22 protein-coding genes and 2 pseudogenes are annotated in these 26959 nt (G+C 73.5%); 6 read left to right on the forward strand and 18 right to left on the reverse strand.

Features of this window, described 5'->3' with window-relative positions:
* The first annotated feature begins 482 nt into the window (after positions 1-482).
* Positions 483-1650: pseudogene (locus G6553_RS22005) on the forward strand (DUF222 domain-containing protein).
* Positions 1651-2319: 669 nt separating this feature from the next.
* Complete coding sequence (locus tag G6553_RS03775) at positions 2320-3243, forward strand: NADP-dependent oxidoreductase (protein WP_166189319.1); 924 nt, start codon at positions 2320-2322, stop codon at positions 3241-3243.
* A 21-nt stretch (positions 3244-3264) separates the two neighbouring features.
* Here the strand turns inward: G6553_RS03775 and G6553_RS03780 are convergent, their stop codons facing one another.
* The 3 genes from G6553_RS03780 to G6553_RS03790 are packed head-to-tail and all read right to left on the reverse strand — an operon-like array spanning position 3265 to position 5774.
* Positions 3265-3843, reverse strand: coding sequence for a GNAT family N-acetyltransferase (locus G6553_RS03780; RefSeq protein ID WP_347565468.1), 579 nt, complete (start codon positions 3841-3843; stop codon positions 3265-3267).
* A complete protein-coding gene (locus G6553_RS03785; protein ID WP_166189321.1) occupies positions 3813-5204 on the reverse strand; it encodes an amidase in 1392 nt (463 codons plus the stop codon). The genes G6553_RS03780 and G6553_RS03785 overlap by 31 nt, the downstream gene beginning before the upstream one ends.
* A gap of 18 nt (positions 5205-5222) precedes the next feature.
* Positions 5223-5774 (reverse strand): NAD(P)H-dependent oxidoreductase, encoded by a 552-nt coding sequence (locus G6553_RS03790; protein WP_166189323.1) that lies wholly within the window; start codon positions 5772-5774, stop codon positions 5223-5225.
* Positions 5775-5881: 107 nt separating this feature from the next.
* Here G6553_RS03790 and G6553_RS03795 point away from each other — a divergent pair, with 107 nt between their 5' ends.
* Positions 5882-6523: a TetR/AcrR family transcriptional regulator gene (locus G6553_RS03795; RefSeq protein WP_166189325.1), complete on the forward strand. Its 642-nt coding sequence runs from the start codon at positions 5882-5884 to the stop codon at positions 6521-6523.
* Here the strand turns inward: G6553_RS03795 and cimA are convergent.
* The 9 genes from cimA to G6553_RS21560 all read right to left on the reverse strand — a co-directional run bounded on the left by cimA (position 6504) and on the right by G6553_RS21560 (position 16752).
* The gene (gene cimA / locus G6553_RS03800) at positions 6504-8096 is read right to left on the reverse strand and encodes a citramalate synthase (protein WP_166189327.1); all 1593 of its coding nucleotides are present in this window, start codon (positions 8094-8096) and stop codon (positions 6504-6506) included. The genes G6553_RS03795 and cimA overlap by 20 nt on opposite strands.
* 206 nt (positions 8097-8302) lie before the next feature.
* The gene (locus G6553_RS03805; protein ID WP_166189329.1) at positions 8303-9910 is read right to left on the reverse strand and encodes a serine/threonine-protein kinase; all 1608 of its coding nucleotides are present in this window, start codon (positions 9908-9910) and stop codon (positions 8303-8305) included.
* Between the two features lie 89 nt (positions 9911-9999).
* Positions 10000-11061: an iron-siderophore ABC transporter substrate-binding protein gene (locus tag G6553_RS03810; protein ID WP_207619329.1), complete on the reverse strand. Its 1062-nt coding sequence runs from the start codon at positions 11059-11061 to the stop codon at positions 10000-10002.
* Positions 11062-11123: 62 nt separating this feature from the next.
* Complete coding sequence (locus tag G6553_RS03815; RefSeq protein ID WP_347565469.1) at positions 11124-12026, reverse strand: ABC transporter ATP-binding protein; 903 nt, start codon at positions 12024-12026, stop codon at positions 11124-11126.
* A 23-nt stretch (positions 12027-12049) separates the two neighbouring features.
* Entirely contained in the window at positions 12050-13141 is a 1092-nt protein-coding gene (locus tag G6553_RS03820; RefSeq protein ID WP_207619330.1) for an iron ABC transporter permease, read from the reverse strand.
* The gene (locus G6553_RS03825; RefSeq protein ID WP_166189333.1) at positions 13138-14217 is read right to left on the reverse strand and encodes an iron ABC transporter permease; all 1080 of its coding nucleotides are present in this window, start codon (positions 14215-14217) and stop codon (positions 13138-13140) included. Before G6553_RS03825 ends, G6553_RS03820 begins: the two co-directional genes overlap by 4 nt.
* 123 nt (positions 14218-14340) lie before the next feature.
* The gene (locus tag G6553_RS03830) at positions 14341-15426 is read right to left on the reverse strand and encodes a branched-chain amino acid aminotransferase (RefSeq protein ID WP_166189335.1); all 1086 of its coding nucleotides are present in this window, start codon (positions 15424-15426) and stop codon (positions 14341-14343) included.
* A 97-nt stretch (positions 15427-15523) separates the two neighbouring features.
* Entirely contained in the window at positions 15524-16615 is a 1092-nt protein-coding gene (locus tag G6553_RS03835) for a 3-isopropylmalate dehydrogenase (protein WP_166189336.1), read from the reverse strand.
* Positions 16616-16626: 11 nt separating this feature from the next.
* Positions 16627-16752, reverse strand: a complete 126-nt coding sequence (locus tag G6553_RS21560; protein WP_257866254.1) for a hypothetical protein — start codon at positions 16750-16752, stop codon at positions 16627-16629.
* A gap of 452 nt (positions 16753-17204) precedes the next feature.
* Here G6553_RS21560 and G6553_RS03840 point away from each other — a divergent pair, with 452 nt between their 5' ends.
* Positions 17205-17774 (forward strand): class I SAM-dependent methyltransferase, encoded by a 570-nt coding sequence (locus tag G6553_RS03840; RefSeq protein ID WP_166189338.1) that lies wholly within the window; start codon positions 17205-17207, stop codon positions 17772-17774.
* A 100-nt stretch (positions 17775-17874) separates the two neighbouring features.
* Here the strand turns inward: G6553_RS03840 and G6553_RS03845 are convergent, their stop codons facing one another.
* Positions 17875-18531, reverse strand: coding sequence for a hypothetical protein (locus G6553_RS03845; protein ID WP_166189340.1), 657 nt, complete (start codon positions 18529-18531; stop codon positions 17875-17877).
* 62 nt (positions 18532-18593) lie between these two features.
* On the opposite strand from G6553_RS03845, the gene G6553_RS03850 reads away from it, so the two are divergent.
* Entirely contained in the window at positions 18594-20030 is a 1437-nt protein-coding gene (locus G6553_RS03850) for a PLP-dependent aminotransferase family protein (RefSeq protein WP_166189342.1), read from the forward strand.
* Positions 20031-20197: 167 nt separating this feature from the next.
* On the forward strand, positions 20198-21805 hold the full coding sequence (locus G6553_RS03855) for an ABC-F family ATP-binding cassette domain-containing protein (protein WP_166189343.1): 1608 nt from the start codon (positions 20198-20200) through the stop codon (positions 21803-21805).
* On the opposite strand, the gene G6553_RS03860 is transcribed toward G6553_RS03855, so the two are convergent.
* The 5 genes and pseudogenes from G6553_RS03860 to G6553_RS03880 all read right to left on the reverse strand — a co-directional run.
* Positions 21769-22236 (reverse strand): MSMEG_6728 family protein, encoded by a 468-nt coding sequence (locus G6553_RS03860; RefSeq protein WP_166189345.1) that lies wholly within the window; start codon positions 22234-22236, stop codon positions 21769-21771. The genes G6553_RS03855 and G6553_RS03860 overlap by 37 nt on opposite strands.
* A 156-nt stretch (positions 22237-22392) precedes the next feature.
* Complete coding sequence (locus G6553_RS03865) at positions 22393-23112, reverse strand: DsbA family oxidoreductase (protein ID WP_166189347.1); 720 nt, start codon at positions 23110-23112, stop codon at positions 22393-22395.
* Positions 23113-23162: 50 nt separating this feature from the next.
* Positions 23163-24191 carry a ketol-acid reductoisomerase gene (gene ilvC / locus G6553_RS03870; RefSeq protein ID WP_347565470.1) on the reverse strand — a complete coding sequence of 343 codons (1029 nt, stop codon included), beginning with the start codon at positions 24189-24191 and terminating at the stop codon, positions 23163-23165.
* Between the two features lie 98 nt (positions 24192-24289).
* Positions 24290-24829, reverse strand: coding sequence for an acetolactate synthase small subunit (gene ilvN / locus G6553_RS03875; protein ID WP_166189349.1), 540 nt, complete (start codon positions 24827-24829; stop codon positions 24290-24292).
* Between the two features lie 76 nt (positions 24830-24905).
* A pseudogene (locus tag G6553_RS03880) lies at positions 24906-26714 on the reverse strand (acetolactate synthase large subunit); the annotation flags it as partial.
* Between the last annotated feature and the right edge of the window lie 245 nt (positions 26715-26959).

Raw genomic sequence — 26959 nt, forward strand, 5'->3', positions numbered from 1 at the left:
CCCCCGCGCCTACCTCACCCCCTTCGTCGTCCGCGTCGTCGCCCGCGCCCACGAGACCGGCGACGCCCTCCACGCTCGCGGCCTCGGCGACTGACCTTCGTCGCTGGTCGAGCAGCGAGCGTCGACGAGACCCCGGCAGCCGAACCCCCGGCCTGGGGGCCGTGGGCGGTCGCGGTGGACGCAGCTGGAGGAGGTACGCCGTGGGTTCCGCGCCGTCGCCGGCTGCCGGGTCACCGCCTCGGCTGCTGTTCTCGGCTGGTTGAGGAGGGCCGGCAGGCCCGTCTCGAAATCCGCCGAGAAGCTGCTCAGATCAGTGTCCGAATGCTGGTCTGACCTGGGGAAACGACGGCCGCACTGTCGGTGGTCGCTGCTTGAGTGGACCCATGGCCGAGGACTCCCGACACAGCGCGCACCCGGTGTGCCGCGCGGTCGCGAAGTCCCGGAAGAAGACCACCTCCACCTGCGGTGAGCAGCTGTGGAAGATGTCTGACGCCGAGGTCACCGAGACGCTCCTGGAGGTCACCCGTCTGCGGGCGCAGGTCGAGGCCCTCGAGCTCAAGCTCGCAGCAGAAGCCGACCGCCGAGCGGTCGGGGACAAGACCGGCGCGACCGACACGGCGTCCTGGTGGGGCCACGAGACCCGGCAGGACCGACCCGCAGCCAAGCGCCGGATGCGGCTGGCGGAGTCCCTCGACCGCCACGCACCCACCGCGGCTGCGCTCGCCGAGGGCGCGATCAGCGTCGACCACGCGAAGGTGATCACCGAGTGCGTCGACCGGCTCCCGGACGACCTGCCCGACCCGACCATCCCCGAGCGCGCCGAGAAGCACCTCCTGAACGAGGCACTCGACCTCGACCCCAAGGCGCTGGCGATCCTGGCTAAGCACGTGCTCACCGTCGTCGCACCCGAGATCGGCGAAGAACGCGACGCCCGAGCCTTGGAACGCGAAGAGCGCGAAGCACGCGCCACCGCCTGGCTCACGATGTGCCCGGACGGGAAGGGCAGCTACCGGGGCAAGTTCTCCATCCCCACCCTGCACGGCGAGATGCTCAAGAAGGCGCTGCTCGCGTTCGCCGCCCCCAAAGCACCAAGCCAGCAAGAAGGCCGACGAGGACGCACCGGAGGTCGTCGAACGGCGCCCGTCACCGGAACGGATGGGCGACGCGTTCTGCGAGCTCATCGGACGCCTCCCGGCCGACAAGCTCCCCCAGCTCGGCGGGCTCAATGCCTCCATCGTGGTGCTGATCGACTACACCAGCCTCAAGAGCGACACCGGCCGCGCGACGCTCGAGGACGGACAACCGATCTCGGCCTCACTGGCTCGACGCATGGCGTGCGAGGCCGGACTCATCCCCGCCGTCCTCGGCAGCTCCTCCGAGCTCCTGGACCTTGGCCGGACCGCCCGACTGTTCTCCGGGGCACAACGCCGCGGGCTCGCGATCACCCAACGGGTCTGCACCGCAGTCGGGTGCGACTGGCCGGCCCACCTCTGCCACGCCCACCACGACGACAGCTGGCTCCACGGCGGCAAGACCGACATGAAGAACGCACGCCTGCTCTGCCCGAGGCACCACGCCCGCATCCACGACCCCAGGTTCGAGACCACCATCCACCCCGACAACCAGGTCACCTTCCACATGCGGACTTAGACCGCGACACCGCTGGTCGAGCAGGGAGGCGCCCCAGCGCCGACCGATGACGAGACCCCGTGAGAGACCCACGGCCGCAACCACCCGCCGACCCCTGCTTCACCACCACCACAACGGTGGACCCCCGCGGGCCGTGAGCCGGGAAGCAGCCGCGCCGAAGCATCTCGACCACGACGGCGCGCAACGACCTCTTTCTACGACCTCCCTGACAACGCTCCACCCGCCGGCCGGATGACCAACCCGACGCCCTGCGCACCCCACCGGGTTTCGACACGGCTCGCTGGCGCTCACCTGCTCAACCAGCAGGAAGGGTTTCGACACGGCTCGCTGGCGCTCACCTGCTCAACCAGCAGGAAGGGTTTCGACACGGCTCGCTGGCGCTCGCCTGCTCAACCAGCAGGAGGGGTTTCGACACGGCTCGCCGGCGCTCGCCTGCTCAACCAGCAGGAGGGGTTTCGACACGGCTCGCCGGCGCTCGCCTGCTCAACCAGCAGGAGGGGGTTTCGCCACGGCTCGCCGGCGCCCGCCCGCTCAACCAGCGGAGGGGGTCTCGTCCTCGCCGACGCTCCCCAGGGCTCGCTGCTCGACCTGGGGCCGGCGCGGGTGCATGGGACCCGGGGGTGGGCGGGCACCGGGCGGAGGACCTGGACGGCGCGAGAGAGGGACGACGTGCGAGCAGCGGTGTACGACCGGTTCGGTGGGGCCGACGTGATCGAGGTGCGGGAGGTCGACGACCCGCCGGTGGGGCCGGACACGGTGCTGGTCCGGGCGCGCGCGACGAGCGTGAACCCGGTGGACTGGAAGGTGCGCGAGGGCTACCTGCAGGGCGCCTACCCGCACCACCTGCCGATCATCCCCGGCTGGGACGTCGCCGGCGTGGTCGAGGCGGTCGGGCCGGCGGTGCGGACGGGGCTGCGGCCGGGCGACGAGGTGTACGGCTACGTCCGCCGCGACGACCTGTGCTTCGGCACGTCCGCGGAGCTCGTGCCGGCCCCCGAGCGCACGGTGACCCGCAAACCCGCGAACCTGTCGTTCGAGGAGGCCGCGGCGATCCCGCTGGCCGGCCTGACGGCGTACCAGCTGGTCGTCGAGGCGCTCCAGGTCGACGAGGGCGAGCGGGTGCTCGTGCACGCAGCCGCCGGCGGTGTCGGCCAGTTCGCGGTGCAGATCGCCAAGGCGCGCGGCGCGGTGGTCGTCGGCACGGCGCGAGCCGACAAGCACGACTTCCTGCGCGGGCTCGGCGTCGACGAGCCGATCGACTACACGCAGGGTCCGGTCAGCGAGCAGCTTAGCGCGAAGGTCGATGCCGTCGTCGACCTCATCGGCGGCGACGCGCTCGAGGACGCACCCGACCAGGTGCACGACACCGCTCGGGTCGCGTCGGTCGTCGACGCGGACACGGTGCTGGGGCTCGGCGGGCGGTACGTGTTCGTCCGACCCGAGCGCGCCCACCTCGACGAGCTCCGCGCGCTCGCCGAGGACGGCAGGCTGAAGGTCGACCTCGCAGCGACGTACCCGCTCGAGCAGGTCGGCGACGCCCACCGCGCCAACGAGGACGGCCGCACCCGCGGCAAGATCGCCGTCACCATCTGACGCAGGCGGCCGGCGGCGCGGTCACCAGACGTCCCCGTCGCGCCAGTCGCACGCGATCGGTGCATCGAGGTCCAGCGCCGGCGCTCCGAGCAGCACGAAGACCGCGCCGTCGTCGTCCGGGGTCCGCCGCGGACCCGTCGGCCCCAGCACCGAGGTCGGCCCGCGCCACGGCACCCAGCCGCGGGCGGCGTACAGCGGGACGCCGTCGTCCGAGGCTGACAGCGCGAGGACGTCGTACGCCGGCGCGAACGCCTCCAGCGCGGCCATCACCGCGGCCGCGTGGCCCCGACGTCGGTGGTCGGGGTGGGTGGCGACGGCCTCGACGTACCCGCAGCGCAGCGAGCGGGCGCCCGAGCCCGACTGCTCCCCCGGCTCGACCAGCAGTCGCCGCTGCACCAGCGACCCGTGCGCGACGAGCACCCCGTCGACGCGGACCAGCGCGTGCATGCCGCCCAGCGCGTGCGACCAGTCGGTGTCCGTGAACCCGCCGGACGGCCCGAAGGCGACGTCCATCAGCGCCCGCGCCTCGGCCAGGTCGGCCGGGTCGAGCTGCGCCGTGTGCGCGACGCTCACCACCCGGGCGGCCTGCGGTGCGCCCACGGCGTCGCCTCCTCGACCTGCGCGGCGACGGACAGCAGCAGCTCCTCCCCGGCCGGCCGCGCCGCGAGCATCACGCCGACCGGCAGCCCCTCGGGCGTCCAGTGCAGCGGGAGCGACACCGCTGGCATCCCGGTGACGTTCCAGGCCGACGTCCACGGCGTGAACCGCTTCTGCGCCTCGAAGTCCCCCTCCGGATCGGCGTCGTCGCGGATCGCGCCGACCGGCAGCGGCGGAGCGGCGACGGTCGGCGTCAGCACCAGGTCGTACGCCGCCAGGGACTCCAACGCCTGCGCGGCGAACCGCCGCATCGCCCCGATCGCAAGGCCCAGCTCGGGCCCGGTGACGGCGTGCCCCCGCTCGGACAGCCAGCGGGTGAGCGGCCGCAGCTGGTGCTCGCGACCCTCCGGCGCCGCCGACATCGCGGTCAGCACGGCCCAGCAGGTCTCGAAGACGGGCACCGCCTCGCGCGGCAGCGGCACCGCGACGTCCTCGACCTCGTGCCCGAGCGACTCGAGCAGCCGCGACGCGTCCTCCCACGCCTGCGCCACCTCCGGGTGCACCGACGTGTCGGCGATGACCGGCTCGACGAACCGCGCCACCCGCAGCCGCCCCGGCGGCCGGTCGCAAGCGGCGAGGAACGTCCCGGTCGGCTCCGGCGCCCACGACGGGTCGCCCGGGCGGCGGCCGGCCAGCACGTCGAGCATCGCCGCGGCGTCGCGGACCGTCCGGGCGATCGGCCCGGCGGTGGCCAGGCCGATGGGGTCGCCGTACATCGGTGCGCCCGAGATCCGCCCCCGCGTCGGCTTGAGCCCCACCAGCCCGCAGCAGGACGCAGGGATCCGGATCGACCCGCCGCCGTCGGAGCCCTGCGCGAGCGGCACCAGCCCGGCGGCGACCGCCGCGGCCGCGCCACCGGAGGACCCGCCCGCCATGCGCGACCGGTCCCACGGGGTCACGGCGGCGGGCCGGCCCTCGGGCTCGGTGTAGCAGGGCGAGCCGAACTCCGGCGTGCTCGTCTTGCCCAGGCTCACCAGCCCCGCCGCCTCCAGCGACCGCACGACGCCGTCGGAGACGTCCGGCACGAAGTCGTCGTACGCCGCCGAGCCGAACGTCGTCCGCACGCCCTCGGTGAGGTTGAGGTCCTTGATCGCCGTCGGGACGCCGGAGAGCGGCCCGACGGCCGAAGCGGCCGAGTCCGAGCGCGACCGCGCCTGCTCCGGGGTGAGCGTGACGAACGCGCCGACGTCGTCCAGACGCTCGGCGCGCTCGAGGTAGTGGTCCACCAGCTCTCGGCTCGAGACCTCCCCACGCCGGACGAGGGCCCCCTGCTCGAGGGCGGTCAGGTCGTGGAGGTCGGCCATGCGGCCGACGCTAGTACGTCAGGCGGCGGTCGAGGGGGCGGCCTCGTAGGCCACCAGTGCCTCGAGCGCGCCGCGCAGCTTGCCGAGCACCTCGTCGTCGTTGAGGACGTCGACCTCGATGCCCGGCTGGGAGACGGTGAGGTCCTCGAGCACGACCGCGCCGGCGACGTTCGCGGAGCGGTTGGCGTCGGCGTGGGCCCAGCGGCCGCCGTACGGCGTGGGCGTCGTGCCGACGACGGCGAACGGCTTGGCGACCAGCGCGCCGGCGCCGTACGGGCGGGAGAGCCAGTCGATGGCGTTGTTGAGGACGGCCGGCATCGTGCCGTTGTACTCCGGGGTCACGACGAGCACGCGGTCGGCGGCGGCGACCTGGCGGCGGACGTGGGTGGCGGCCTCGGGGGCGGTCTCGCCGTCGACGTCCTCGTTGTAGAACGGCAGGTGCTCCAGGCCGTCGACGATGTCGAGGACGACGCCCTCGGGCGCCTCGGCGGCGAGCAGCTCGGCGATCTTGCGGTTGAGCGAGTCGGCGCGGAGGCTGCCGACGAGCACGGCGACGCGGGTCTGGGACATGTGGCTCTCCTGAGGTCGGGTTCGGACGAACACGAGCCTAAACGGACCACGGTCCGGTTCTATTCCCGGCCCGCTCCGGCGATCCGGTCCCTACAGTGGCGGGCACCATGTCCGACCCCCTGTCCGACCCCCTGTCCGGCCCCCTGTCCGGCCCCGATCTGCTGCCGCTCCTCGGCGGCCCGCCGACCGAGCGCCGCGACGCCGCCCGCAACCGGGAGGCGCTGCTCGTCGCTGCGGACGAGCTGGTCGATGTCTGCGGGGTGGACCACGTGACGATGGAGGCGGTGGCCGCGCGGGCCGGGGTCGGCAAGGGCACGGTCTTCCGCCGGTTCGAGTCCCGCGAGGGGCTGATGGCCGCGCTGCTGGACCGCTCGGAGACGGTCTGGCAGGCCGCGGTCATCTCCGGCCCTCCCCCGCTCGGCCCCGGCGCCGACCCGATGGAGCGGCTGCTCGCCTTCGGCCGCTCGCGCCTGGAGACCACGCTGCGGCACGCCGAGCTCATCCGGGCCGCGGGCCGCGCCGGCTCGAGGTCGTACGCCGCGTGGTCGTTCACCGCGATGCACGTGCGGTACCTGCTCGGCGAGCTCGACGTGCGCGGCGACCTGCCGGTGCTCGCCACCGCGCTGCTCGCGCCGCTCGAGGTGCCGGTGCTCGAGCAGCAGGTGCGGGTCGAGGGCTTCCCGGTCGACCGCGTCCTCGCCGGCTGGGAGGACCTGGCCCGCCGGGTGGTCAGACCCCCTGACGCCTGAGGCCGAACGTCAGCCCGTCGACCAGCGCGCCCCACGACGCCTCGATGACGTTCGCGCCGACGCCGACCGTCACCCACGACGACTCGCCGTCGGAGGTCTCGATGAGGACCCGGGTGATGGCGTCGGTGCCGTGGCCCTGGTCGAGGATGCGCACCTTGTAGTCGATCAGCTCGAACTTGGCGACCTCCGGGAACGCCTGCCCGATCGCGGCGCGCAGCGCCTGGTCGAGCGCGTTGACCGGGCCGTTGCCCTCGCCGGTGACGACGTACCGCACACCCTCGGCGCGCAGCTTGACCGTCGCCTCCGACAGCGCCTCCTCGGTCGGCTTGGAGTCGGTGATCACCCGCCACGACTCGACCTCGAAGTAGGACGGGCGCGCGCCCTCGACCTCCTCGAGGAGCAGCAGCTCGAAGGACGCGTCGGCCGCCTCGAAGGTGTAGCCGCGCGACTCCAGCACCTTGACCCGGTCGGTGATCCGCGTGATCAGGTCCTTGCCCTCGGGCGTGCCGGCGTCGAGGTCGAAGCCGAGCTCGCGCCCCTTGAGCTCGATCGACGCGCGGCCGGCCATGTCGGAGACCAGCAGCCGCATGTCGTTGCCGACCCCGACGGGGTCCATGTGCTGGTAGAGGTTCGGGTCGACCTTGATCGCGCTGGCGTGCAGGCCGGCCTTGTGGGCGAACGCCGACGTGCCGACGTACGGCTGGCGCGACGCGGGTGGCACGTTGGTGACCTCGGCGATCGCGTGCGCGATCCGGGTGGCGTCCCGCAGCAGGCCGGGCGGCAGCACCTGCCGGTCCAGCTTGAGCTCGAGGTTGGCGACGACGGTGACCAGGTCGGCGTTGCCGGTGCGCTCGCCGTAGCCGTTGATGCACCCCTGCACGTGCGTCGCGCCGGCCTCGACCGCCGCGATCGTGTTGGCGACCGCGCAGCCGGTGTCGTTGTGGCAGTGGATGCCGACCCGCACGCCGGTCGTCTCGACGACGTCGTGGACCACGTCGGAGACCCAGGTCGGCAGCATCCCGCCGTTGGTGTCGCACAGCGCGACGACCTCGGCGCCCGCGTCGTACGCCGTCCGCAGCACCTCGAGCGCATAGGCACGGTTCGCGCGGTAGCCGTCGAAGAAGTGCTCCGCGTCGAGGAACACCTGCTGCCCCTCGGCGCGCAGGTGGCTCACGGTGTCGCGGACCATCGCGAGGTTCTCCTCCAGCGTGGTCCGCAGCGCCAGCTCGACGTGCCGGTCGTGCGACTTGGCCACCAGCGTCACCACACCGGCGCCGCTGTCGCGCAGCGCGGCGACCAGCGGGTCGTCGGCCGCCTTCACCCCCGGCCGCCGGGTGGCGCCGAACGCTGCGAGCCGGGCGTGCTTGAGGTCGAGCTCGTGGGCGGCGCGGCGGAAGAACTCGGTGTCCTTGGGGTTCGCGCCCGGCCAGCCGCCCTCGATGTAGCCCACCCCGAGCTCGTCGAGCTGGTGCGCGATCGACAGCTTGTCGGCGACGGAGAGGTTGAGCCCCTCCTGCTGGGCGCCGTCGCGCAGCGTCGTGTCGTAGACGTGGAACGAGCCGTGGAGGTCCATCGGTCTGTCTCTTCCTGCGGGGCTGCTGGGCTGGTGCTGCTGGTGTGCGGGCACAAAAAAACCTCTCGGGGTGCGAGAGGTCGGCGCGTCGAGGGGCTCGACGCGCTAGGGAATGATGATCCGGGGGTGCTGCACGAGGCCATCGTGCCACGCCCGTCCGCTGACCGGGACGGTCATCTCAGCACCCGGGCCGCGGGCCCTCCGCCTCAGCGGCTGCCGAGCATCCCGCCGTCCGGCAGCGAGACGCCCTCGAACGGCCGGCCGTCGTCGGGCGCCCAGGAGGTGCCGGAGGCCTGCACGAGAGCACCGAGCCCGCAGCCGAGGACCGCGACGAGCACCAGGGCGCCGACCCAGCCACGGACGCCGCGGGCGGCGGGGTCGACGACCCGCGACACCGGGCCGCGGACGCGGGAGCCGCCGGGGCCGAGCCAGAGCGCGGCGGCCAGCAGCGTGCCGCACACGAACAGGGTGGCCGGCACCGACGCCGCGACGGCGTAGCAGAGCAGCGCGCCCGCGACGGCCAGCCCGAGGCTCCACAGGAGGAGCACGATCGTGCCCGGGACCGAGCGGACGAGGTCCCAGGGCGCGCCGAGGAGCACCTGCACGCCGTCGTACCACTTGCGTCCGCGCAGCCGGCGCCGGTCGCCGGCCCGGCTGGCGGCCAGCGAGCCGCTGCGCAGCAGCCAGACGAGGAGGAGGGTGAGGACCGTCGCCACCCAGGGGTACGCCGCGAAGCCGGCGCCGACGGCCAGCGCGCCGCCGACGAGCAGCGTGCCGCGACGCAGCCGCTCCCCGAAAGAGGGTCGCGGGACGACGTACTCCGCGACGTCCCAGTCGTGCACGGTCGGCTCGTCCCCGGCGACGCGGGCGTCGTGGTCGACGAGCGTCTCGAACGGACGCGTGTGGGTGCTGTCGGCGTCGGGCCGGTCGAGCATCACCGGCAGCGTCTCGACCATCGGCTCCAGGACCGGCTCGAGCGCCGGCTCCGGCTCGGGCAGCGGCGGCGGCACGCGGCGGCCGCGGCCGACCTGTGGGCGCAGCCACGCGAGCAGCTGGTCGAGCGTGGGCCGTCGCTCGGGCTCGGGGTCGAGCGCGGCCTCGACGACCGCGGCGAGGTCGTCCGGCAGCCCGGAGACGTCGTGCTCGCCGCGCCGCACGCGGTCCATCACGGCCATCGACGGGCCGCGGCCGAACGGCGGACGGCCGGTGCCGGCGTACGCGACCGTCGCCGCCCAGGAGTGGACGTCAGAGGCGGTCGTGGCGTCGTCGCCGTACAGGATCTCGGGCGCGAGGTAGCCGGGCGTGCCGAGCAGCCAGCCGGTGTGGGTGAGCTTGGGGTCGTCGGCGACGCGGGCGAGCCCGAAGTCGATGAGGATCGGCGTGCGGCCCTCCATCAGCACGTTCGAGGGCTTGACGTCGCGGTGGAGCACCCCGGCGGCGTGCACCGAGGCCAGGCCCTCGGCCAGCGAGGCGGCGAACCACACGAGGTCGGCGCCGGTGACCGGGCCCTCCTCGACGACGTGGTCGTGGAGCGACAGCCCGGGGACGTAGCGCGTGGCGACGAACGGCACGACCGCCCACGGGTCGGCGTCGACGATCTCGGCGACCCAGCGGGACCGCACCCGCGAGAGCGAGCTGACCTCGCGTGCCAGCCGCTGCCGGGCCTCGTCGTCGCCGACGATGTGCGGGCGCAGCACCTTGAGCGCGACGCGGTCGCCCTGCGGGCCGCGGGCGAGGTGGACGACGCCCATGCCGCCCTCGCCGATCTTGGTGAGGAGGGTGTAGTCACCCACCACGGCCTGCTGCGTCGTCACCAGCGCAATCTACTTCGCAGCAGGCCCGGGAAGGCATCGACCGCGCCCGGAGCACCGGACGCGGTCGACGTGGTGGAGCAGGAGGTGGCTCAGCCCTGCGCGTCGGCCTTCTCGACTGCCGGGACGAGCGCCGCGACGAAGTCCTCGAGGCCCCAGGTCAGAGACAGCGCGGTCGGCGGGCCGACGGCGGCGACGAGCGACGCGCCGGTCACCTCCGCGACGGCGCCGTCCTGGAACTGCGACATGGCCTTCGCGCCCGCGCTCTCGGCCACCGCGGCGGCGGCCTCCTCGTCGGGCGCGTAGGAGACCAGCACGTCGGAGGTCAGCTTGTCGGCCTCCTCGGTGGAGATCGTGTAGTAGAACGACGTCTCCTCGGTGTCGAGCTCACCGACGCTCGGGGCGAGGGTGAAGCCGAGGTCCTCGAGGAACTCCACGCGCGGGTCCGCGCCGCGGTAGACGTAGAACGCCTGCGGGTCGATCGCGACGGCCGCGATGGTCTTGCCCTCGAACTCGGGGTGCTCCTCGGCCGCGGCGGCGACCTCGGCGTCGATGTCCTCGAGCACCTGCTCGGCCTCCTCGGCCTGGCCCAGCGCCTCGCCGACGGTGGTGATCACGTCGCGCCACGGGGTGGCCCACGGCTCCTCGGGGTAGGCGACGGTCGGGGCGATCTTCGAGAGCTTCTCGTAGTCGGCCTCGGTGATGCCGGAGTAGTTCGCCAGGATCAGGTCGGGAGCCGCGGCGGCGATCTCCTCGATAGGCGGCTCGGCGGTCTCGCTGAGCAGGGTCGGCTCCTCGCCGTCGAGCTCTGCGAGCGCCTCGGACTGCCACGGCATCCGCCGGTCCTCGTCGGCGCCGTAAGAGTACGCCGGCATCGCCACCGGCACCACGCCGAGCGCCAGGACGGCGTCGCCGCTGCCCCAGCCCCAGGTCGCGACCCGCTCGGGCTGCTCGCTGATCTCGGTCTCGCCGAACGCGTGGGTGATGGTGACCGGCTCGAACGACTCGGCGGCGGGGCTGCCGCCGTCGGTCGCCTCGTCGTCGGAGTCGGACTCCGAGCCGCAGGCCGCCAGCGGCAGTGCGAGCAGGAGGGCGCCGAGCGGGAGCGCCAGGCGGGCCCGGCGGCGCCGGGTCAGGGGACGAAGGGACGTCACGTCCACTCCTCGTGGTGCGGGACCGGCCGAGCCCGGTCGAACGAATTTAGGTGAGGCTCACCTTACACGGGATCGGCGAGGGTGCGCCCGCGCCTGCCCACGGGCACGACGAGCGGCGAGCCGGTGACCGGGTCCGGCACGACCTGGGCCTCCAGGCCGAAGGCCTCCCGGACGCACGCGGCGTCGAGCACGTCGGCCGGGGCACCCTCCCGCAGCACCCGTCCCTCGCACATGACGACCAGGTGGTCGGCGTACCGCGCCGCGAGGTTGAGCTCGTGGAGCACCATCACGACCGTCGTGCCCCGCTCCTCGTTGAGCTCGGCGAGGAGGTCGAGGACGTCGACCTGGTGCGCGATGTCGAGGTACGTCGTGGGCTCGTCGAGCAGCATGATGCTCGGGTCCTGCGCGAGCATCATGGCGACCCAGACCCGCTGGCGCTGGCCGCCGGAGAGCTCCTCGACGCGACGGCCGGCCAGCTCGTGGGTGTCGGTGAGCGCGAGCGCCGTGGCGACCGCGTCCGCGTCGGCCGCGCTCCAGCGGCGGAACGCACCCTGGTGCGGGTGCCGGCCGCGGCCGACCAGGTCGGCGACCGTGATCCCCTCGGGAGCGACCGGCTGCTGCGGCAGCAGGCCGAGCAGGGCCGCGACCTCGCGCGGGCGCATCCGCTGCACGTCGCGGCCGCCGAGCTCGACCGAGCCGCCCGTCGGCTTGAGGATCCGGCCCAGACCGCGGAGCAGCGTGGACTTGCCGCAGCCGTTGGCGCCCACGATGACCGTCACCGCGCCCGCCGGGATCGCGAGGTCGACGCCGTGGACGACCGTGCGCTGGTCGTAGGCGAGCGTGACGCCGCGCGCGACCAGGCTGACCGGGTCGTGGTGCTGCAGCGCGTCCGCCGGGAGGTGGGCTGACGGGTCGGCCGGGTCGGCGGCGCCGGCCGGGCTCGGGCGGTCGACGACGATGCTCACGGGTTCTCCTCGGGTCGGTGCCATCAGGCGGTCCGGGCGCGTCCGCTGGCCATGAGCCAGATCAGGTAGGGGCCACCGATCGCGCCGGTGACGACGCCGACGGGGACGGTGAGGTCGGCCGGCAGCAGGTGCTGGGCCACGATGTCGGCGCCCACGACGAGAACGACGCCCACGAGCGCCGCCTGCACGAGCGCGAGGGTGCCGTCGCCGAGCAGCCGGCGGGCCACGGGGGCGGCGGTGAAGGCGACGAAGGCGACCGGTCCGGCCGAGGCCGTCGCCACGCACGCCAGCGCGACGCCGAGGGCGACCACCGCCGCGCGGGTGACCTCCGGGCGCAGGCCGAGGCTGCCGGCCTGCTCGTCGCCGAGCAGCAGCAGCGAGAGCCCACGCGCGACCACCGCCACCAGCGGCACGAGCACGACCATCGCGACCGCGAGCGTGCGCACCAGCGACCAGTCGGCCTGCCCGAGGCTGCCGGTCATCCACAGGAGGGCGAGCTGCGCCTCCTTCACGTCGCTGCGCGTCAGCAGGTAGCCGATGATGCTCGTGCAGACATAGGCGACGCCGATCCCGGCCAGCACGAAGCGGTGACCGGTCATCCCGCCCCGCCACGCCACGGCGTACAGCAACAGGCCGACGGCGCCGCCCCCGGCGAGCGCGGAGAGGGGTACGACGAAGCCGCTGGTGGCGCCGACGGCCAGCAACGCCACGACGGCGCCGGCGCTGGCCCCCTGCGAGATGCCGATGACGTCGGGGCTGGCCAGCGGGTTGCGCAGCACCGACTGGAACAGCGCTCCAGCCAGCCCGAACGCCGTGCCGACCAGGACGCCGAGCACCAGCCGCGGCAACCGCAGCTCCATGACGATGAAGTCCGCCGCGCCCTCGCCCCGCCCGGCCAGCGTGCGGAGCACCTCGGCCGCCGACAGCTTGAAGTCGCCGAGCATCAGCGCGGTCACCGACAGCACCACCGCGAGGGCGACCAGGACGACGGTGACGACGAGCCGGCGCCGCAACCGCCGCCGACGGGTCGTGCGCAGCCCGCGGCTCGCGACCTCGTGGCGCTCCTCGCGCTCCGCGCGTTCGGCGGCCGCCGGCGCCAGCACCGGGGCGCTCACGCGGCGACCGCCCGGGACCGGCGGACCAGGCCGATGAGCACCGGCGCGCCGATGACCGCGACGACGAGCCCGGCCTCGAGCTCCGAGGGCCGCACGACCAGTCGACCGACGACGTCGGCGGCCAGCAGCAGCACCGGGCCGAGCAGCATCGAGAGCAGCACGATCCAGCGGTAGTCCGGGCCCACGATCGCGCGAGCGACGTGCGGGACGACCAGGCCGACGAAGGCGATCGGGCCGACCAGCGAGACCGCCGAGCCGCACAGCAGCACGACAGCGGTGACGACGAGCAACCGGCCGCGGACGACGTCCTGGCCCAGGCCGCGCGCCACGTCGTCGCCGAGCGCGAGCGCGTTGAGCACGCGGCCGGCGGCCAGCGCCAGCGCCAGGCCGACCAGGACGAAGGGCAGGACGGCGGTGAGCACGTCGAGCGGGCGGTTGGCCAGGGAGCCGACCTGCCAGAAGCGGTACTCCCCCAACGTGCGGGTGTCGGTCAGCAGCACGACGGTGATGACGGACGTGCAGGTGGCGGTCAGGGCCGCGCCGACCAGGGCGAGCTTGACCGGCGTGACGCCCTCCCACCCGAGCGACGCCGCGCCGTACACGACGACGGCGGCGACCGCGGCGCCGGCGAAGGCGAACCAGAGGTAGCCGGAGGTCGAGCTGACGCCGAGGCCCGCGATGGCGACGATGACCGCGAGCGAGGCGCCGGAGTTGATGCCGAGCAGGCCGGGGTCGGCGATCGGGTTGCGGGTCACGCCCTGCATGAGCGCGCCGGCCGCGCCGAGTGCCGCACCGCCGACCAGGCCGATGAGCGTGCGCGGCACGCGCAGGTCGCGCACGACGAGGTGGTCGTTGTCGCCGGGCACGGGCGCGAGCAGCGCGTCCCACACCGCCGACGGCGCGACGTCGCGGGCACCCCACGCCAGGCTGGCCAGCGAGACCAGCGCGAGGCCGACCAGCAGGAGCACGACGGCGAGCAGACCGCGGGCGGCGCCGGTCGTCCGGGGCTCGGCCGAGGCCGATCCGGACGGCGCCGGGGTCGCGGACGGCGTCGGGGGGTCGAGTACGGCGCTCACGCGCGGCCTCCCTCACCCGTCTCGGTCGCGCCCGGCGCGCGACCTACTTAGGCAAGGGTAACCTGACCCGCGGTCCTGCGACACCGGTCCCGGAGGACCGTTCGGTGCCGGCCAGGAGTCCGGTCAGACGATGCGGTGCAGCCAACCGAAGGTGTCCTCGGCCCGGCCGAACTGCACGTCGACCAGCGCCTGGCGCACCTTCATCGTCAGCTCGGTCTCCGCCGGGGCGGGCACCTCGCCACCCTCCCACTTCAGGCCGCCGACCGGCGTCACGACCGCGGCGGTCCCGCAGGCGAAGATCTCGCGGATCGCGCCGCTGGTGACGCCCTCGCGCCACTCGTCGATCGAGAAGCGGCGCTCCTCGACCTGGTGGCCGAGCTTGCCGGCCAGCTCGATGATGCTGGCCCGGGTGATGCCCTCGAGGATCGTGCCGGTCGCGGGGGTGACGATGCGGCCGTCGTCGTAGACGAAGTACATGTTCATGCCGCCCAGCTCCTCGACGTACCGCCCCTCCTGGCTGTCGAGGAAGACGACCTGGTCGCACCCCTGCGCGATCGCCTGCTGCTGGGCGACCAGCGAGCTCGCGTAGTTGCCGCCGGTCTTGGCCGCGCCCATGCCGCCGCGGCCGGCGCGGGTGTACTCCTCGGTCAGCCACAGCGTGACCGGCTTGACGCCGCCCTTGAAGTAGGAGCCGGCCGGGCTGGCGATCACCATGAACGTGACGTGCTGGGACGGGCGGACGCCGAGGAACTTCTCCGAGGCGAACATGAACGGCCGCACGTAGAGGCTCTTCTCCCCCGTGCCCGGCTCGGTCGTCGTCGGCACCCAGCGTTGGTCGACCCGGACCAGCTCGTCGACGGCAGCGATGAAGTCGTCGACCTCGAGCACCGGCAGCGCCAGGCGGTGGCTGGAGCGCACCATCCGCTTGGCGTTCTCCTCGGGCCGGAAGGACCAGATGGAGCCGTCGGCGTGACGGTAGGCCTTCATCCCCTCGAAGGTCTCCTGCGCGTAGTGCAGCACCGCCGTCGCGGGGTCGAGGCTGAGCGGGCCGTAGGGCTCGATCCGCGCGTCGTGCCACCCCGCCTCGGGGGTCCACTCCACCGTGAACATGTGGTCGGTGAAGTGGTTGCCGAAGCCGGGGTCGGCGAGGATCTCGGCGAGCCGGTCTTCGGCGACGGGGTTCTCGTTGCGGGTCGTGCGGATCTGCATGGGGGTCACGGTAGTCCTCGGGGAGCTCGGGCCGGCGGGGCCGGGTCGGGTACGTCGCGTCCGCCGGCTCGAGCTCGTCGCGCTCGGGGCCGGACGGTCAGCCGGCTACTCGCGCGGCGACCGCGTCACCGACCTGCGCGGTGGTGCGCGAGGTGCCCGGGTCGCGCTCGGCGAGGTCGGCGACGACGGCGTCCTCGATGACCTTCGCGGCGCCGGGGTGGCCGAGGTGGTCCAGCAGCAGCGACGCGGACAGGATCGCCGCCGTCGGGTCGGCCTTCTGCTGGCCGGCGATGTCGGGGGCCGAGCCGTGGACCGGCTCGAACATGCTGGGCGCGGTCCGGTCGGGGTTGACGTTGCCGGACGCCGCGAGCCCGATGCCGCCGGTGATGGCGGCGGCGAGGTCGGTGACGATGTCGCCGAAGAGGTTGTCGGTGACGATCACGTCGAAGCGCTGCGGGTCGGTGGTCAGGTGGATCATCGCCGCGTCGATGTGCATGTAGTCGGTGGTCACGTCCGGGTGCTCGGCCGCCACCTGCTCGAACAGCCGCCACCAGACCGAGCCGGCGTTGACCAGCACGTTGGTCTTGTGGACCAGGGTGAGCTTCTTGCGGGGCCGGCGCTCGGCGCGCGCAAACGCGTCGCGGACGACCCGCTCCACGCCGTACGCCGTGTTGACCGACACCTCTGTGGCCACCTCGTGCGGCGTGCCGACGCGCAGCGCGCCGCCGTTGCCGGTGTAGGGGCCCTCGGTGCCCTCGCGCACGACCACGAAGTCCACGTCGCCGCGACCGGTCACGGCGTCCGAGAGCGGCGAGACGCTGCCCGGGAAGATCCGCGAGGGGCGCAGGTTGACGTAGTGGTCGAGCTCGAAGCGCAGGCGCAGCAGCAGGCCGCGCTCGAGGATGCCCGGGGGCAGGTTCGGGTCGTTCGGCTTGCCACCCACCGCGCCGAGCAGGATCGCGTCGTGGTCGCGGACCTCCGCCAGCACCGAGTCGGGCAGCACCTCGCCGGTCGCGAGGTACCGCTCGGCGCCGAGGTCGTAGCTGGTCTGCTCGAACTTCACGCCGTCGGGCGAGGCGACCTCGAGGACCTTGAGGGCCTCGGCGGTCACCTCCGGGCCGATGCCGTCGCCGGGGATGACGGCGAGCCGGACCGTGCCGCTGGTGGGGCTGGTGGTGTGGGTGGTCATGGGGCCGGACGTTAGTTGTCGTCGGGGCGCTGGCCGCCGTTGTCCCGCAGGTCGAGAGAGCGCTGGACCGCCTCGTGGCTGCGGGGGTTCTCCGGGTTGTGGCTCGCGGGGCCCCACTCGGGATACATGTCGTACATCGCTGGATCTCCTGTCGGCTCAGGTGTGGCTGTCGTCTCGGGCGGCTGGGGGTGTCTGGGGGTGACTGCCCGGGAGACGCCGCCGCGGAGGAGCGGTCGGCCCGCGGGTCGCGCGGGCCGAGGAGACCGGCAGGGATGCGGATCGCGCACGTGCTGAGGCTGATCCGCCGCGGTGGCGTCTTCGGGTCGTGCTGCTCTCCGGGAAGCGGCCCCCTGCGGGAGCTGCTCCGGGAGGAGCGAGGGGTGAGGCCCGGGAGCAAACGCCGACCACCGCGGCGAGAGGGGCCTCACGGTGCAGTGGTTACTGCTGGGCCTCGCCGCGGCGCTCGATGAGTACGAAGACGCTCCGCATGATGGGGCGACGCTACGCCGCCTCGGGGCGGTTGCACCACGGGTTTCCCGGAACCGTCCGTCATCCGAGACACCTGTCCCGGGATGGGAGACTCCCCCGCATGAGCGCGCCGCCCGACCTGCCCGACGTGGTGTCCCGTGCGTTCGCGGTCTCGCGGCGCTCGGGCTACGTCTCGTTCTGCCGCAACGAGACCGGTCGGCTGCTCGCCACCCTGGCCGCGACCCGCGGCGGCACGATGGCGGAGTTCGGCACCGGTTGCGGCGTCGGCACCGCGTGGCTGCGGTCCGGCGTGCGCGACGGCGACACCCGCATCGTGACGGCCGAGCTGGACGCCCGGCTGGCCGGCGCGGCCGCCGAGATCTTCGCCGACGACCCGCAGGTCGAGGTGCTCTCCGCCGACTGGTCGACCCTGCTCGACAAGGGCCCCTTCTCGCTGCTGTTCCTCGACTCCGGCGAGCCCACCGAGGTCGGCGTCGACGCCGTCGCGGACCTCGTCGAGGCGGGCGGCATCGTCGTCCTCGACGACTTCACCCCCTGCGAGCTCTGGCCCCCCGTCGCCGACGGCCGGGTCGACACCCTGCGCGAGCAGTGGCTCACCGACGACCGGTTCACCGCCGTCGAGGTCATGGTCGCCTCCGACGCCTCGACGCTGATCGCCACCAAGCGCTGACGGGGGCCAGCATCCCAAGTCAACTTGGGATGCTGACGCTGTGCGGCCGATGCAATGGCCGCAGAGCGTGGAGGAAGACAGGGAAGTGGGACGTCCGGCGTCAGTCGCGCGCGGAGAGGTCGACGGTCCAGCCGGGGAGCCAGGCCTGGGTCAGCGGGCCGATGGCGAGGGCGTAGAGCACGGTGCCGAGGCCGAGGACGCCGCCGAGGGCGAGGCCGACGAGCACGACGGTGACCTCGATGCCGGTGCGGACCAGGCGGATCGAGCGACCGGTGCGGCGGGAGAGGCCGGTCATCAGCCCGTCGCGGGGACCGCGGCCGAGCTGGGAGCCGATGTACATCGCGCCGGCGTACCCGCACAGGGCCACCCCGCCGACGACCAGCAGGATCCGCAGGACGAGTGCGTCGGGGCGGTCGAGCGCCCAGAGGGTGGCGTCGGCGGCGAGGCCGACCACGATCGCGTTGCTGAGCGTGCCGAGGCCGGGCATCTCCCGCAGCGGGATCCACAGCAGCAGCACCACGAAGCTCATCAGGACGACCGCCTGCCCGAGGGTGATCGGCAGGTAGCGGATCAGGCCGGAGTGCAGCACGTCCCAGGGAGCCAGGCCGAGGTCGGAGCGGACCATCATGCCGAGCGAGACGCCGTACAGCACGAGCCCGACGTACAGCTGCACCAGCCGCCGCGGCAGCCGGCCGGCGCGGAGCTGGGCGACCGGGCCGAGGTCGGCGAGCACGGGGCGGGTGGCGAGAACGGTCACCTGACCACGATGCGCCGCGATTGGACTGGTCACCAATAGCCAATCGTGCGACGGTGGCCTGCATGCAGCAGTCCGTCAGCGCCCTCCGCGTCGCCTCGCTCGTCGACGGCTTCAGCCGCTCCCCGGCCTACGCCGGTCTGGCCGACGCCCTCACCCTCCTCATCGGCGACGGCCGGGTGCCGCTGGGCGCCCGCCTGCCGAGCGAGCGCGAGCTGACGGATGCGCTGGGCGTCTCCCGCACCACGGTGACGAGGGCGTACGCCGCGTTGCGCGAGAGCGGGTACGCCGAGGCGCGCCAGGGCGCGGGCACCTTCACCCGCGTCCCGGGCGGGCGCGCCCGGTCCCACGACCGGGCACTGCTCCCCCGGCCCGGTGACGACGACGCGATCGACCTGAACTGTGCGGCAGCGACCGCGCCGGCCGGCCTCGCAGCGGCGTACGCGGACGCGGCGGCCGACCTGCCGGCCTACCTCGGCGGGCACGGCTACTTCCCCGCCGGCCTGCCGCGGCTCCAGGCGGCGATCGCGGCCACCTACGACGCGCGGGGCCTGCCGACCGACCCGGCGCAGGTCATGGTCACCCCGGGTGCACTGAGCGCGGCCGGCATCGTCGCGGCGGCGTTCGCCGGCCGCGGGCAGCGGGTGCTGGTCGAGTCGCCGGTCTACCCCAACGCCACCCAGGCGCTGCGGCGCACGGGCGCTCGGCTGGTCGAGGCCCCGGTCGACCCCGACGGCTGGGACCTCGACGCGGTCGGGGCCGTCCTGCGGCAGACCCGGCCGGGGCTGGCCTACCTCGTCCCCGACTTCCAGAACCCGACCGGGCACCTGATGAGCGACGCCCAGCGCGAGCAGTACGCCGCGCACCTGCGCCGGGCGGGCACGGTCGCGGTGGTCGACGAGGCACACCAGGCGCTCGCGCTCGACGGGCAGGAGATGCCGCGGCCGTTCGCGGCGCACGCGCCGGGGACGATCACCATCGGCAGCGCGAGCAAGAGCTTCTGGGGCGGCCTGCGGCTGGGCTGGATCCGCGCGCCGCACGAGCGGATGGCCGAGCTGACCGACGCCCGGGTCGCGATGGACCTCGGTGCACCGGTGCTCGAGCAGCTGGTGCTGGCCCGGCTGCTGGCCGACGGCCCGGTGCTGCCCGACCACGTCAGGCGGCTGCGCGAGCAGCGCGACGCGCTGGGCGCGGCGCTGGTCGAGCACCTGCCGGACTGGCGCTTCCGGCTGCCCGGCGGCGGGCTGGCGGTGTGGTGCGAGCTGCCGCGACCGCTGGCCACCGCCGTCACCGCCCAGGCCGAGCAGCAGGGCGTGATCGTCGCGCCCGGGCCGGTCTTCGCGGTCTCCGGCGGACTCGACCGCTTCGTGCGGGTCCCGTGGACGCGGCTGGTCGAGGAGCTCGAGGAGGCGGTCCGGCGGCTCGCGGCAGCGTGGGCGGTAGTGCGGGACCGGCCCGCCGGGGTCTCCCGGCGGCGTACCGGTCGGGTGATGGTGGCCTGAGCGAGCGCCGGCGAAAAACCGGTCGCGGCGGGGCCGGCCGCGGACGTATGGTCCTCCGCGTCCCATCCCCGACGACAGGACCGCCGTTGTTCCTCTGAGGTGACCCCGCGCCGCTGCCGAGCCGCCCGGCCGCTGCGACGCACCCTCCACACCTCCCGGGAGCAACCGTGCCCTCGTCCGTCGTCACCCTCTCCTCCGTCGACCTCAGCTGGCCCGACGGCAGCACCGCGCTGCGCGGCCTCGACCTGCTCGTCCCACCCGGCCGCTCCGGCCTGGTCGGCGCCAACGGCTCCGGGAAGTCCACGCTGCTGAAGGTCGTCGCCGGCCTGCTGCGTCCCACCGCGGGCCACGTCGTGGTCGTCGGCGAGGTCGGCTACCTGCCGCAGGACCTCACCACCGATCCCGAGCGCCCGGTCGACGACCTGCTCGGCCTCGCCGACCTGCGCCGCGCGCTCCGGGCGGTCGAGGCCGGCTCGGTCGAGCAGGCGCACTACGACGTCGTCGGCGACGACTGGGACGCCGAGGACCGTGCCGTCGCCGAGCTGGCCAGGCTCGGCCTGCCGCCCGACGTGCTCGACCGCCGGCTCGGCGAGCTGTCCGGCGGCGAGGTGACGCGGCTCGGGCTGGCCCGGGTGCTGCTGCGCCGGCCCGACGTCCTGCTGCTCGACGAGCCGACGAACAACCTCGACGCCGACGCCCGCGCCGCCCTGCACGACCTGGTCGCCGGCTGGTCCCGCACGCTGCTGGTGGTCAGCCACGACCGCGACCTGCTCGAGCGGGTCGACCGGATCGGCGAGCTCCGCGACGGCTCGGTGCGGTGGTACGGCGGCGGCTGGACCTCGTACGTCGCGCAGGTCGACGCCGAGCAGGAGGCTGCCGAGCGGGCCGTCACCGCGGCGCGGTCCGACCTGCGGCGGCAGAAGGCGGACCGGGTCGAGGCGGAGCGGGTCCTGGCGCAGCGCCGGCGGCAGGGCCGGGCCGTCCAGCTGTCGGGCAGCCTGCCGCCGATCGTCGCGGGGCGGAAGCGCAACGCGGCGGAGCGGTCGGCGGCGGCGTACCGCAAGGTGCACGAGGAGCGGCTCGACTCCGCGAGCGAGCGGCTCGGCGAGGCCGAGTCGCGGCTGCGCGAGGACCGCGAGATCCGCGTGGACCTGCCGGGCACGGCCGTCCCGCGCGGTCGCGCGGTGCTCACCACCGACGGGCTGGTGCTGCGCACCGGCGCGGCGGTCGAGCTCGACCTGCGTGGCCCGGACCGGGTCGCGGTGGTCGGCCCGAACGGCATCGGCAAGACCACGCTGCTGCACACGCTCGTCGGGGCCGCCGAGCCCGCGGCCGGTGCCGCGCAGGTGCACGTGCCCGTCGCGCTGCTCCCCCAGCGGCTCGACCTGCTCGACGAGGACGCCAGCGTGGTCGTCAACGTCTCGGCCCGCGCGCCCGGGCACGAGCCGGGCGAGGTGCGGGCCCGGCTCGCGCGGTTCCTCTTCCGCGGGCGGGCGGCCGACCGCGTCGTCGGCGCGCTGTCGGGTGGCGAACGGTTCCGCGCGACGCTGGCCGCGCTGCTGCTGGCCGACCCGGCTCCGCAGCTGCTGCTGCTCGACGAGCCGACGAACAACCTCGACCTGGCGTCGTACGACGCACTGGTCTCGGCGCTGTCGTCCTACCGCGGGGCGCTGGTCGTGGTCAGCCACGACCAGCGGTTCCTCGACGACGTGGGGGTCGACCGGGTGCTCGACCTCGGTCAGGCCGCGGCGGTGGGGTCGGGCGGCCAGACGTAGGGGAGGTCGTCGGGCACGCCGGGGAACCGCGGGCCGTAGAGCTCGGGGTCCTTGCGCACGAGGTTCGACTGGTGGCTGCGGTGCAGCGCCTCGTCCCCGAGCCACGGCGGGAGGGCACCCGCCTCGGCGAGCTCGGCCTGGGTGCGCACCTCGCGGACCCCGGCCGCGGCCAGGTCCGTGCCGAGGGTGGCGGCGCAGGTGTCGCCGTACCCCAGCTCCACCCACGCCTCGCAGCACGCGAAGGAGTAGCGCCCCAGCGCCTCGAGGTGGCCGCGCCACATCTTCACGGCGGGGTGGTTCTTCCAGCCGTACGTCGGGTAGGTCAGCCCGCGGACGACCTGGATGCACTCGACCCGCTGCTTGCCGAGCCGCTTCTGGTCCAGCACCCGCGCGGAGCGGTCGAAGTCGGCGTACGGGAGGAACGTCTGCACACCGCTCCGGTAACCGGTGGCCCGTCGCCGAGACGGCCGCGTAGGGGCAGGTCGCGCCGGAGCGGTAGTCCGTGACGTTCCGCAGGTCCTGGGAGCCGGAACGCCTGCCGAACGTCACGGACTACCCGGGCAACCCCCGGCCGCCTGTGGAGAAGCTCAGATGGCGCAGCCGTCGGGGCCGCAGGCGTCGGCGTCGCCGCCGACGGGCGTGAGGACCGGGTTGGCGTCGGCCCAGGCCTGGGTGAGCACCTGCTCGAAGACCTCGGTGGGCTGGGCGCCGGAGACGCCGTAGCGCTGGTCGACGACGAAGAACGGCACGCCGGTCGCGCCGTAGGCACGCGCCTGGGCGACGTCGGCGGCGACCGCGTCGGCGTACTCCTGGCTCGCGAGGACCGCGTCGACGCGCTCCTCCCCTGCCGCCTCGGCGAGGCCGGCGGTGCGGGCGGCGCCACGCAGCACGTCGTGGTCGCCGACGTCCTCGGCGCGCAGGAAGTACGCCGCCAGCAGCTGCTCCTTGAGCTCGCGCTGCAGCGCTGGGCCGCCGGTCTCGAGCGCGAGGTGCAGCAGGCGGTGGGCGTCGACGGTGTTGGTGTGGACGTTGTCGAAGAGCTTCATGTCCAGGCCCTCGCCGGCGGCGGTCTCGATGAGGGACTGCATGCCGGCGCGCATCTGCTCCTCGGACTGGCCGTACTTCTTGGCCAGCTGGCTCAGCGTCGACTCGTGGCCGTGCCGGGGGGCAGAGGGGTCCAGCTCGAAGGAGCGGTAGACGACCTCGACGGCGTCGCGGTGCTCGAAGCCCGCGAGGGCCTTCTCCAGACGGCGCTTGCCCACGTAGCACCACGGGCAGACGACGTCGCTCCAGATCTCGATGCGCATGAGACCGGAACGCGTCGCCTGCCCGCGTTTGTTCCTGGTGCTGCCGTGCGTCAGCGCGTGGCGGTGCCCTCGGTGTAGTCCGAGTCGTGGCTCTTGACCCACGCCATGAGCTTGCGCAGCTCGCGACCGGTCTTCTCGATCGGGTGCTGCTCGCCCTGCTCGCGGAACTTCTTGAACTCCGGCGAGCCGTTCTCCTGGTCGGTGATGAAGCGCTCGGCGAACGAGCCGTTCTTCACGTCCTCGAGGACGGCGACCATGTTCTGCTTGACGCGCTCGTCGATGACGCGCGGGCCGGAGACGTAGTCGCCGAACTCCGCGGTGTCGGAGACCGACCAGCGCTGCTTGGCGATGCCGCCCTCGTACATGAGGTCGACGATCAGCTTCAGCTCGTGGAGGCACTCGAAGTAGGCGACCTCGGGCTGGTAGCCGGCCTCGGTGAGGACCTCGAAGCCGTACTGCACCAGCTGCGAGGCGCCACCGCACAGGACGGCCTGCTCGCCGAACAGGTCGGTCTCGGTCTCCTCGGTGAAGGTGGTCTTGATGCCGCCGGCACGCAGGCCGCCGATGCCCTTGGCGTAGGACAGCGCGAGGTCCCAGGCCTTGCCCGAGGCGTCCTTCTCGACGGCGACGAGCACGGGGACGCCGCGGCCGTCGACGTACTCGCGACGCACCAGGTGGCCCGGGCCCTTCGGCGCGACCATGAAGACGTCGACGCCCTCGGGCGGGGTGATGTAGCCGAAGCGGATGTTGAAGCCGTGGCCGAAGACCAGGGTGTCGCCCTCGGCGAGGTGCGGGGCGATCTCCTCGGAGTAGAGCTTCCGCTGGTGCTGATCGGGGGCGAGGATGACGATGACGTCGGCCTCCTCCGCGGCCTCGGCCGGCGTGACGACGCGCAGGCCCTCGGCCTCGGCCTTCTCGCGGCTCTTCGAGCCGGGCTGCAGGCCGACGCGCACGTCGACACCGGAGTCACGGAGCGACAGCGCGTGGGCGTGGCCCTGGCTGCCGTAGCCGATGACGGCCACGTTCTTGCCCTGGATCAGGGACAGGTCGGCGTCGTCGTCGTAGAACATCTCAGCCACGAGGGCTTCTCCTTCTGGTTGGGTCCTGCCGGTTGGCGGCAGTGGGCGTCGGTGGTGCTGGTCCGTGCGGTGCGGGAGTACGCCGTGGCGTACGGCGGTCAGCCGACGGCGGGCCGCGCGGGGACGGTCACCGGGCGCAGGCTGCGCTCGGAGATCGACCGCGAGCCGCGGCCGATGGCGACCATCCCGGACTGCACGAGCTCGCGGATGCCGAAGGGCTCGAGCACGCGCAGGAAGTCCGCGATCTTGCCGGCGTTGCCGGTGATCTGGATGGTGACCGCGTCGGGGGCCACGTCGATGACCTTCGCGCGGAAGAGCTGGACGGTGTCGAGCACCTGGCCCCGGGTCTCCGCGGTGGCGGCGACCTTGACCAGGACGAGCTCGCGGTCGACCGATGCGGTCGGGTCGAGCTCGACGATCTTGATGACCTCGACGAGCTTGTTGAGCTGCTTGGTCACCTGCTCCAGCGGGGACGACTCGACGTTGACGACGATGGTCATCCGCGAGACGTCGGCGTGCTCGGTCGGTCCGACCGCGAGCGAGTCGATGTTGAAGCCGCGGCGGCTGAAGAGGCCGGCGATCCGGGCGAGGACACCGGGCTTGTCCTCCACCAGGACGCTCAACGTGTGCTTGCTCATCGACGTCCTCGCTTCGCTCCGGGCGCCGATGAGGCTCCACCTGCGCTGTCTTGAATGATTCGCTCGCTCCGCTCGCTCATGCGGGTCGGACCTCCCAGTCGTCCTCGACCCGGTCGAAGTCGGGTGCGAGGTCACGTGCGTACTTGATCTCGTCGTTGCTCTTGCCGGCGGCGACCATCGGCCAGACCATCGCGTCGCGGTTGACGCGGAAGTCGACGACGACCGGGACGTCGTTGATCGACATGGCCTTCTCGATGGTCGAGTCGACGTCGGCCGGGCTCTCGCAGGCCAGGCCCACGCAGCCGTAGGCCTCGGCGAGCTTGACGAAGTCGGGGATCCGCTTGGAGTGCAGGTCGGTGTTGGAGTAGCGCTCGTTGTAGAAGAGCGTCTGCCACTGCCGGACCATGCCGAGCGACTCGTTGTTGACGATCGCGACCTTGATCGGGATGTCGTTGATCGCGCAGGTGGCCAGCTCCTGGTTGGTCATCTGGAAGCAGCCGTCGCCGTCGATCGCCCACACCGTCGTGTCGGGGGCACCCACCTTGGCGCCCATCGCGGCCGGGACGGAGTAGCCCATCGTGCCGAGGCCACCGGAGTTGAGCCAGGTCATCGGCTTCTCGTAGCCGATGAACTGCGCAGCCCACATCTGGTGCTGGCCGACGCCGGAGGTGTAGATCGCGTCCGGGCCGGCGATCTCGCCGAGGCGCTGGATGACGTACTGCGGCGCGAGGCTGCCGTCGGCCGGGGTCTCGTAGCCGAGCGGGTAGCGGCGCTTGATGCCCGAGAGGAACTCCGCCCACGCCTCGAAGTCTCCGGTGTGGCCGGCGTCGGCCTCGGCCTTGAGCACCGTGACCAGGTCGGCGATGACCTCGCGGCAGTCTCCGACGATCGGGACGTCGGCGTGGCGGTTCTTGCCGATCTCGGCCGGGTCGATGTCGGCGTGGATGACCTTGGCGCCGGGCGCGAAGGAGTCGAGCCGGCCGGTGACCCGGTCGTCGAAGCGGGCGCCGAGGCTGATGATCAGGTCGGACTTCTGGAGGCCCGCCACCGCGGAGACCGAGCCGTGCATGCCGGGCATGCCCAGGTGCTGCGGGTGGCTGTCGGGGAACGCGCCGCGGGCCATCAGCGTGGTGACGACCGGCATGCCGGTCAGCTCGGCGAGCGCTCGCAGCTCGGCCGACGCACCGGAGCGGATCGTGCCGCCACCGACGTACAGCACCGGGCGGCGCGACTCGAGGATCAGCTTCGCGGCCTCACGGATCTGCTTGGCGTGCGGCTTGGTCACCGGGCGGTAGCCGGGCAGCTGGAGCTCGGTCGGCCACCGGAACGTCGTCATCGCCTCGAGCGCCGACTTGGCCACGTCGACGAGGACCGGGCCGGGGCGACCGGTGGAGGCGATGTGGAACGCCTCGGCCACCCGCTGCGGGATCTCGGCGGGGTCGGTGACCAGGAAGTTGTGCTTGGTGATCGGCATCGTGATGCCGCGGATGTCGGCCTCCTGGAAGGCGTCGGTGCCGATCATCGACGCGCCGACCTGGCCGGTCACGGCCACCATCGGCACCGAGTCCATGTGGGCGTCCGCGATCGGCGTGACGAGGTTCGTCGCGCCCGGCCCCGAGGTCGCCATGCACACGCCCACCCGGCCCGTCGCTGCGGCGTACCCCTGGGCGGCGTGGCCGGCGCCCTGCTCGTGGCGGACGAGGACGTGGCGGATCGAGGAGTCCATCAGCGGGTCGTACGCCGGGAGGATCGCGCCGCCCGGGATGCCGAAGATGTCGGTGACCCCGGCGGCCTCCAGCGACCTGACCAGGCTCTGGGCACCCGTGATCTGCTCGGTCATTCCTGCTTCCCCGTTCCGGTGGTGGTGCTCGGTCCTGCGGTGTTCCGTGCGTGTGTGCCTGCGTGTGCCCGGCCAACAAAAAACCCCTCGGCCGCAGGCGGCGAGGGGTGACGCGCTGGCGGGAGCCGGTCTGGCTCAGCCCACGCGTCGCGTGCGTACAAGGAGGTCCTGGCGCATGCGACCACGGTAGCCGCCCGGCCCCGCGCCCGTCACCCGGTCACGGCTGCCGTCCCAGCATACGGGACGCATGTCCCACATGCTGGGCCGGGGTGGGTTCGCGCCGGTGACAG

The sequence above is a fragment of the Nocardioides sp. IC4_145 genome, assembly GCF_011250565.1.
Taxonomy (GTDB): domain Bacteria; phylum Actinomycetota; class Actinomycetes; order Propionibacteriales; family Nocardioidaceae; genus Nocardioides.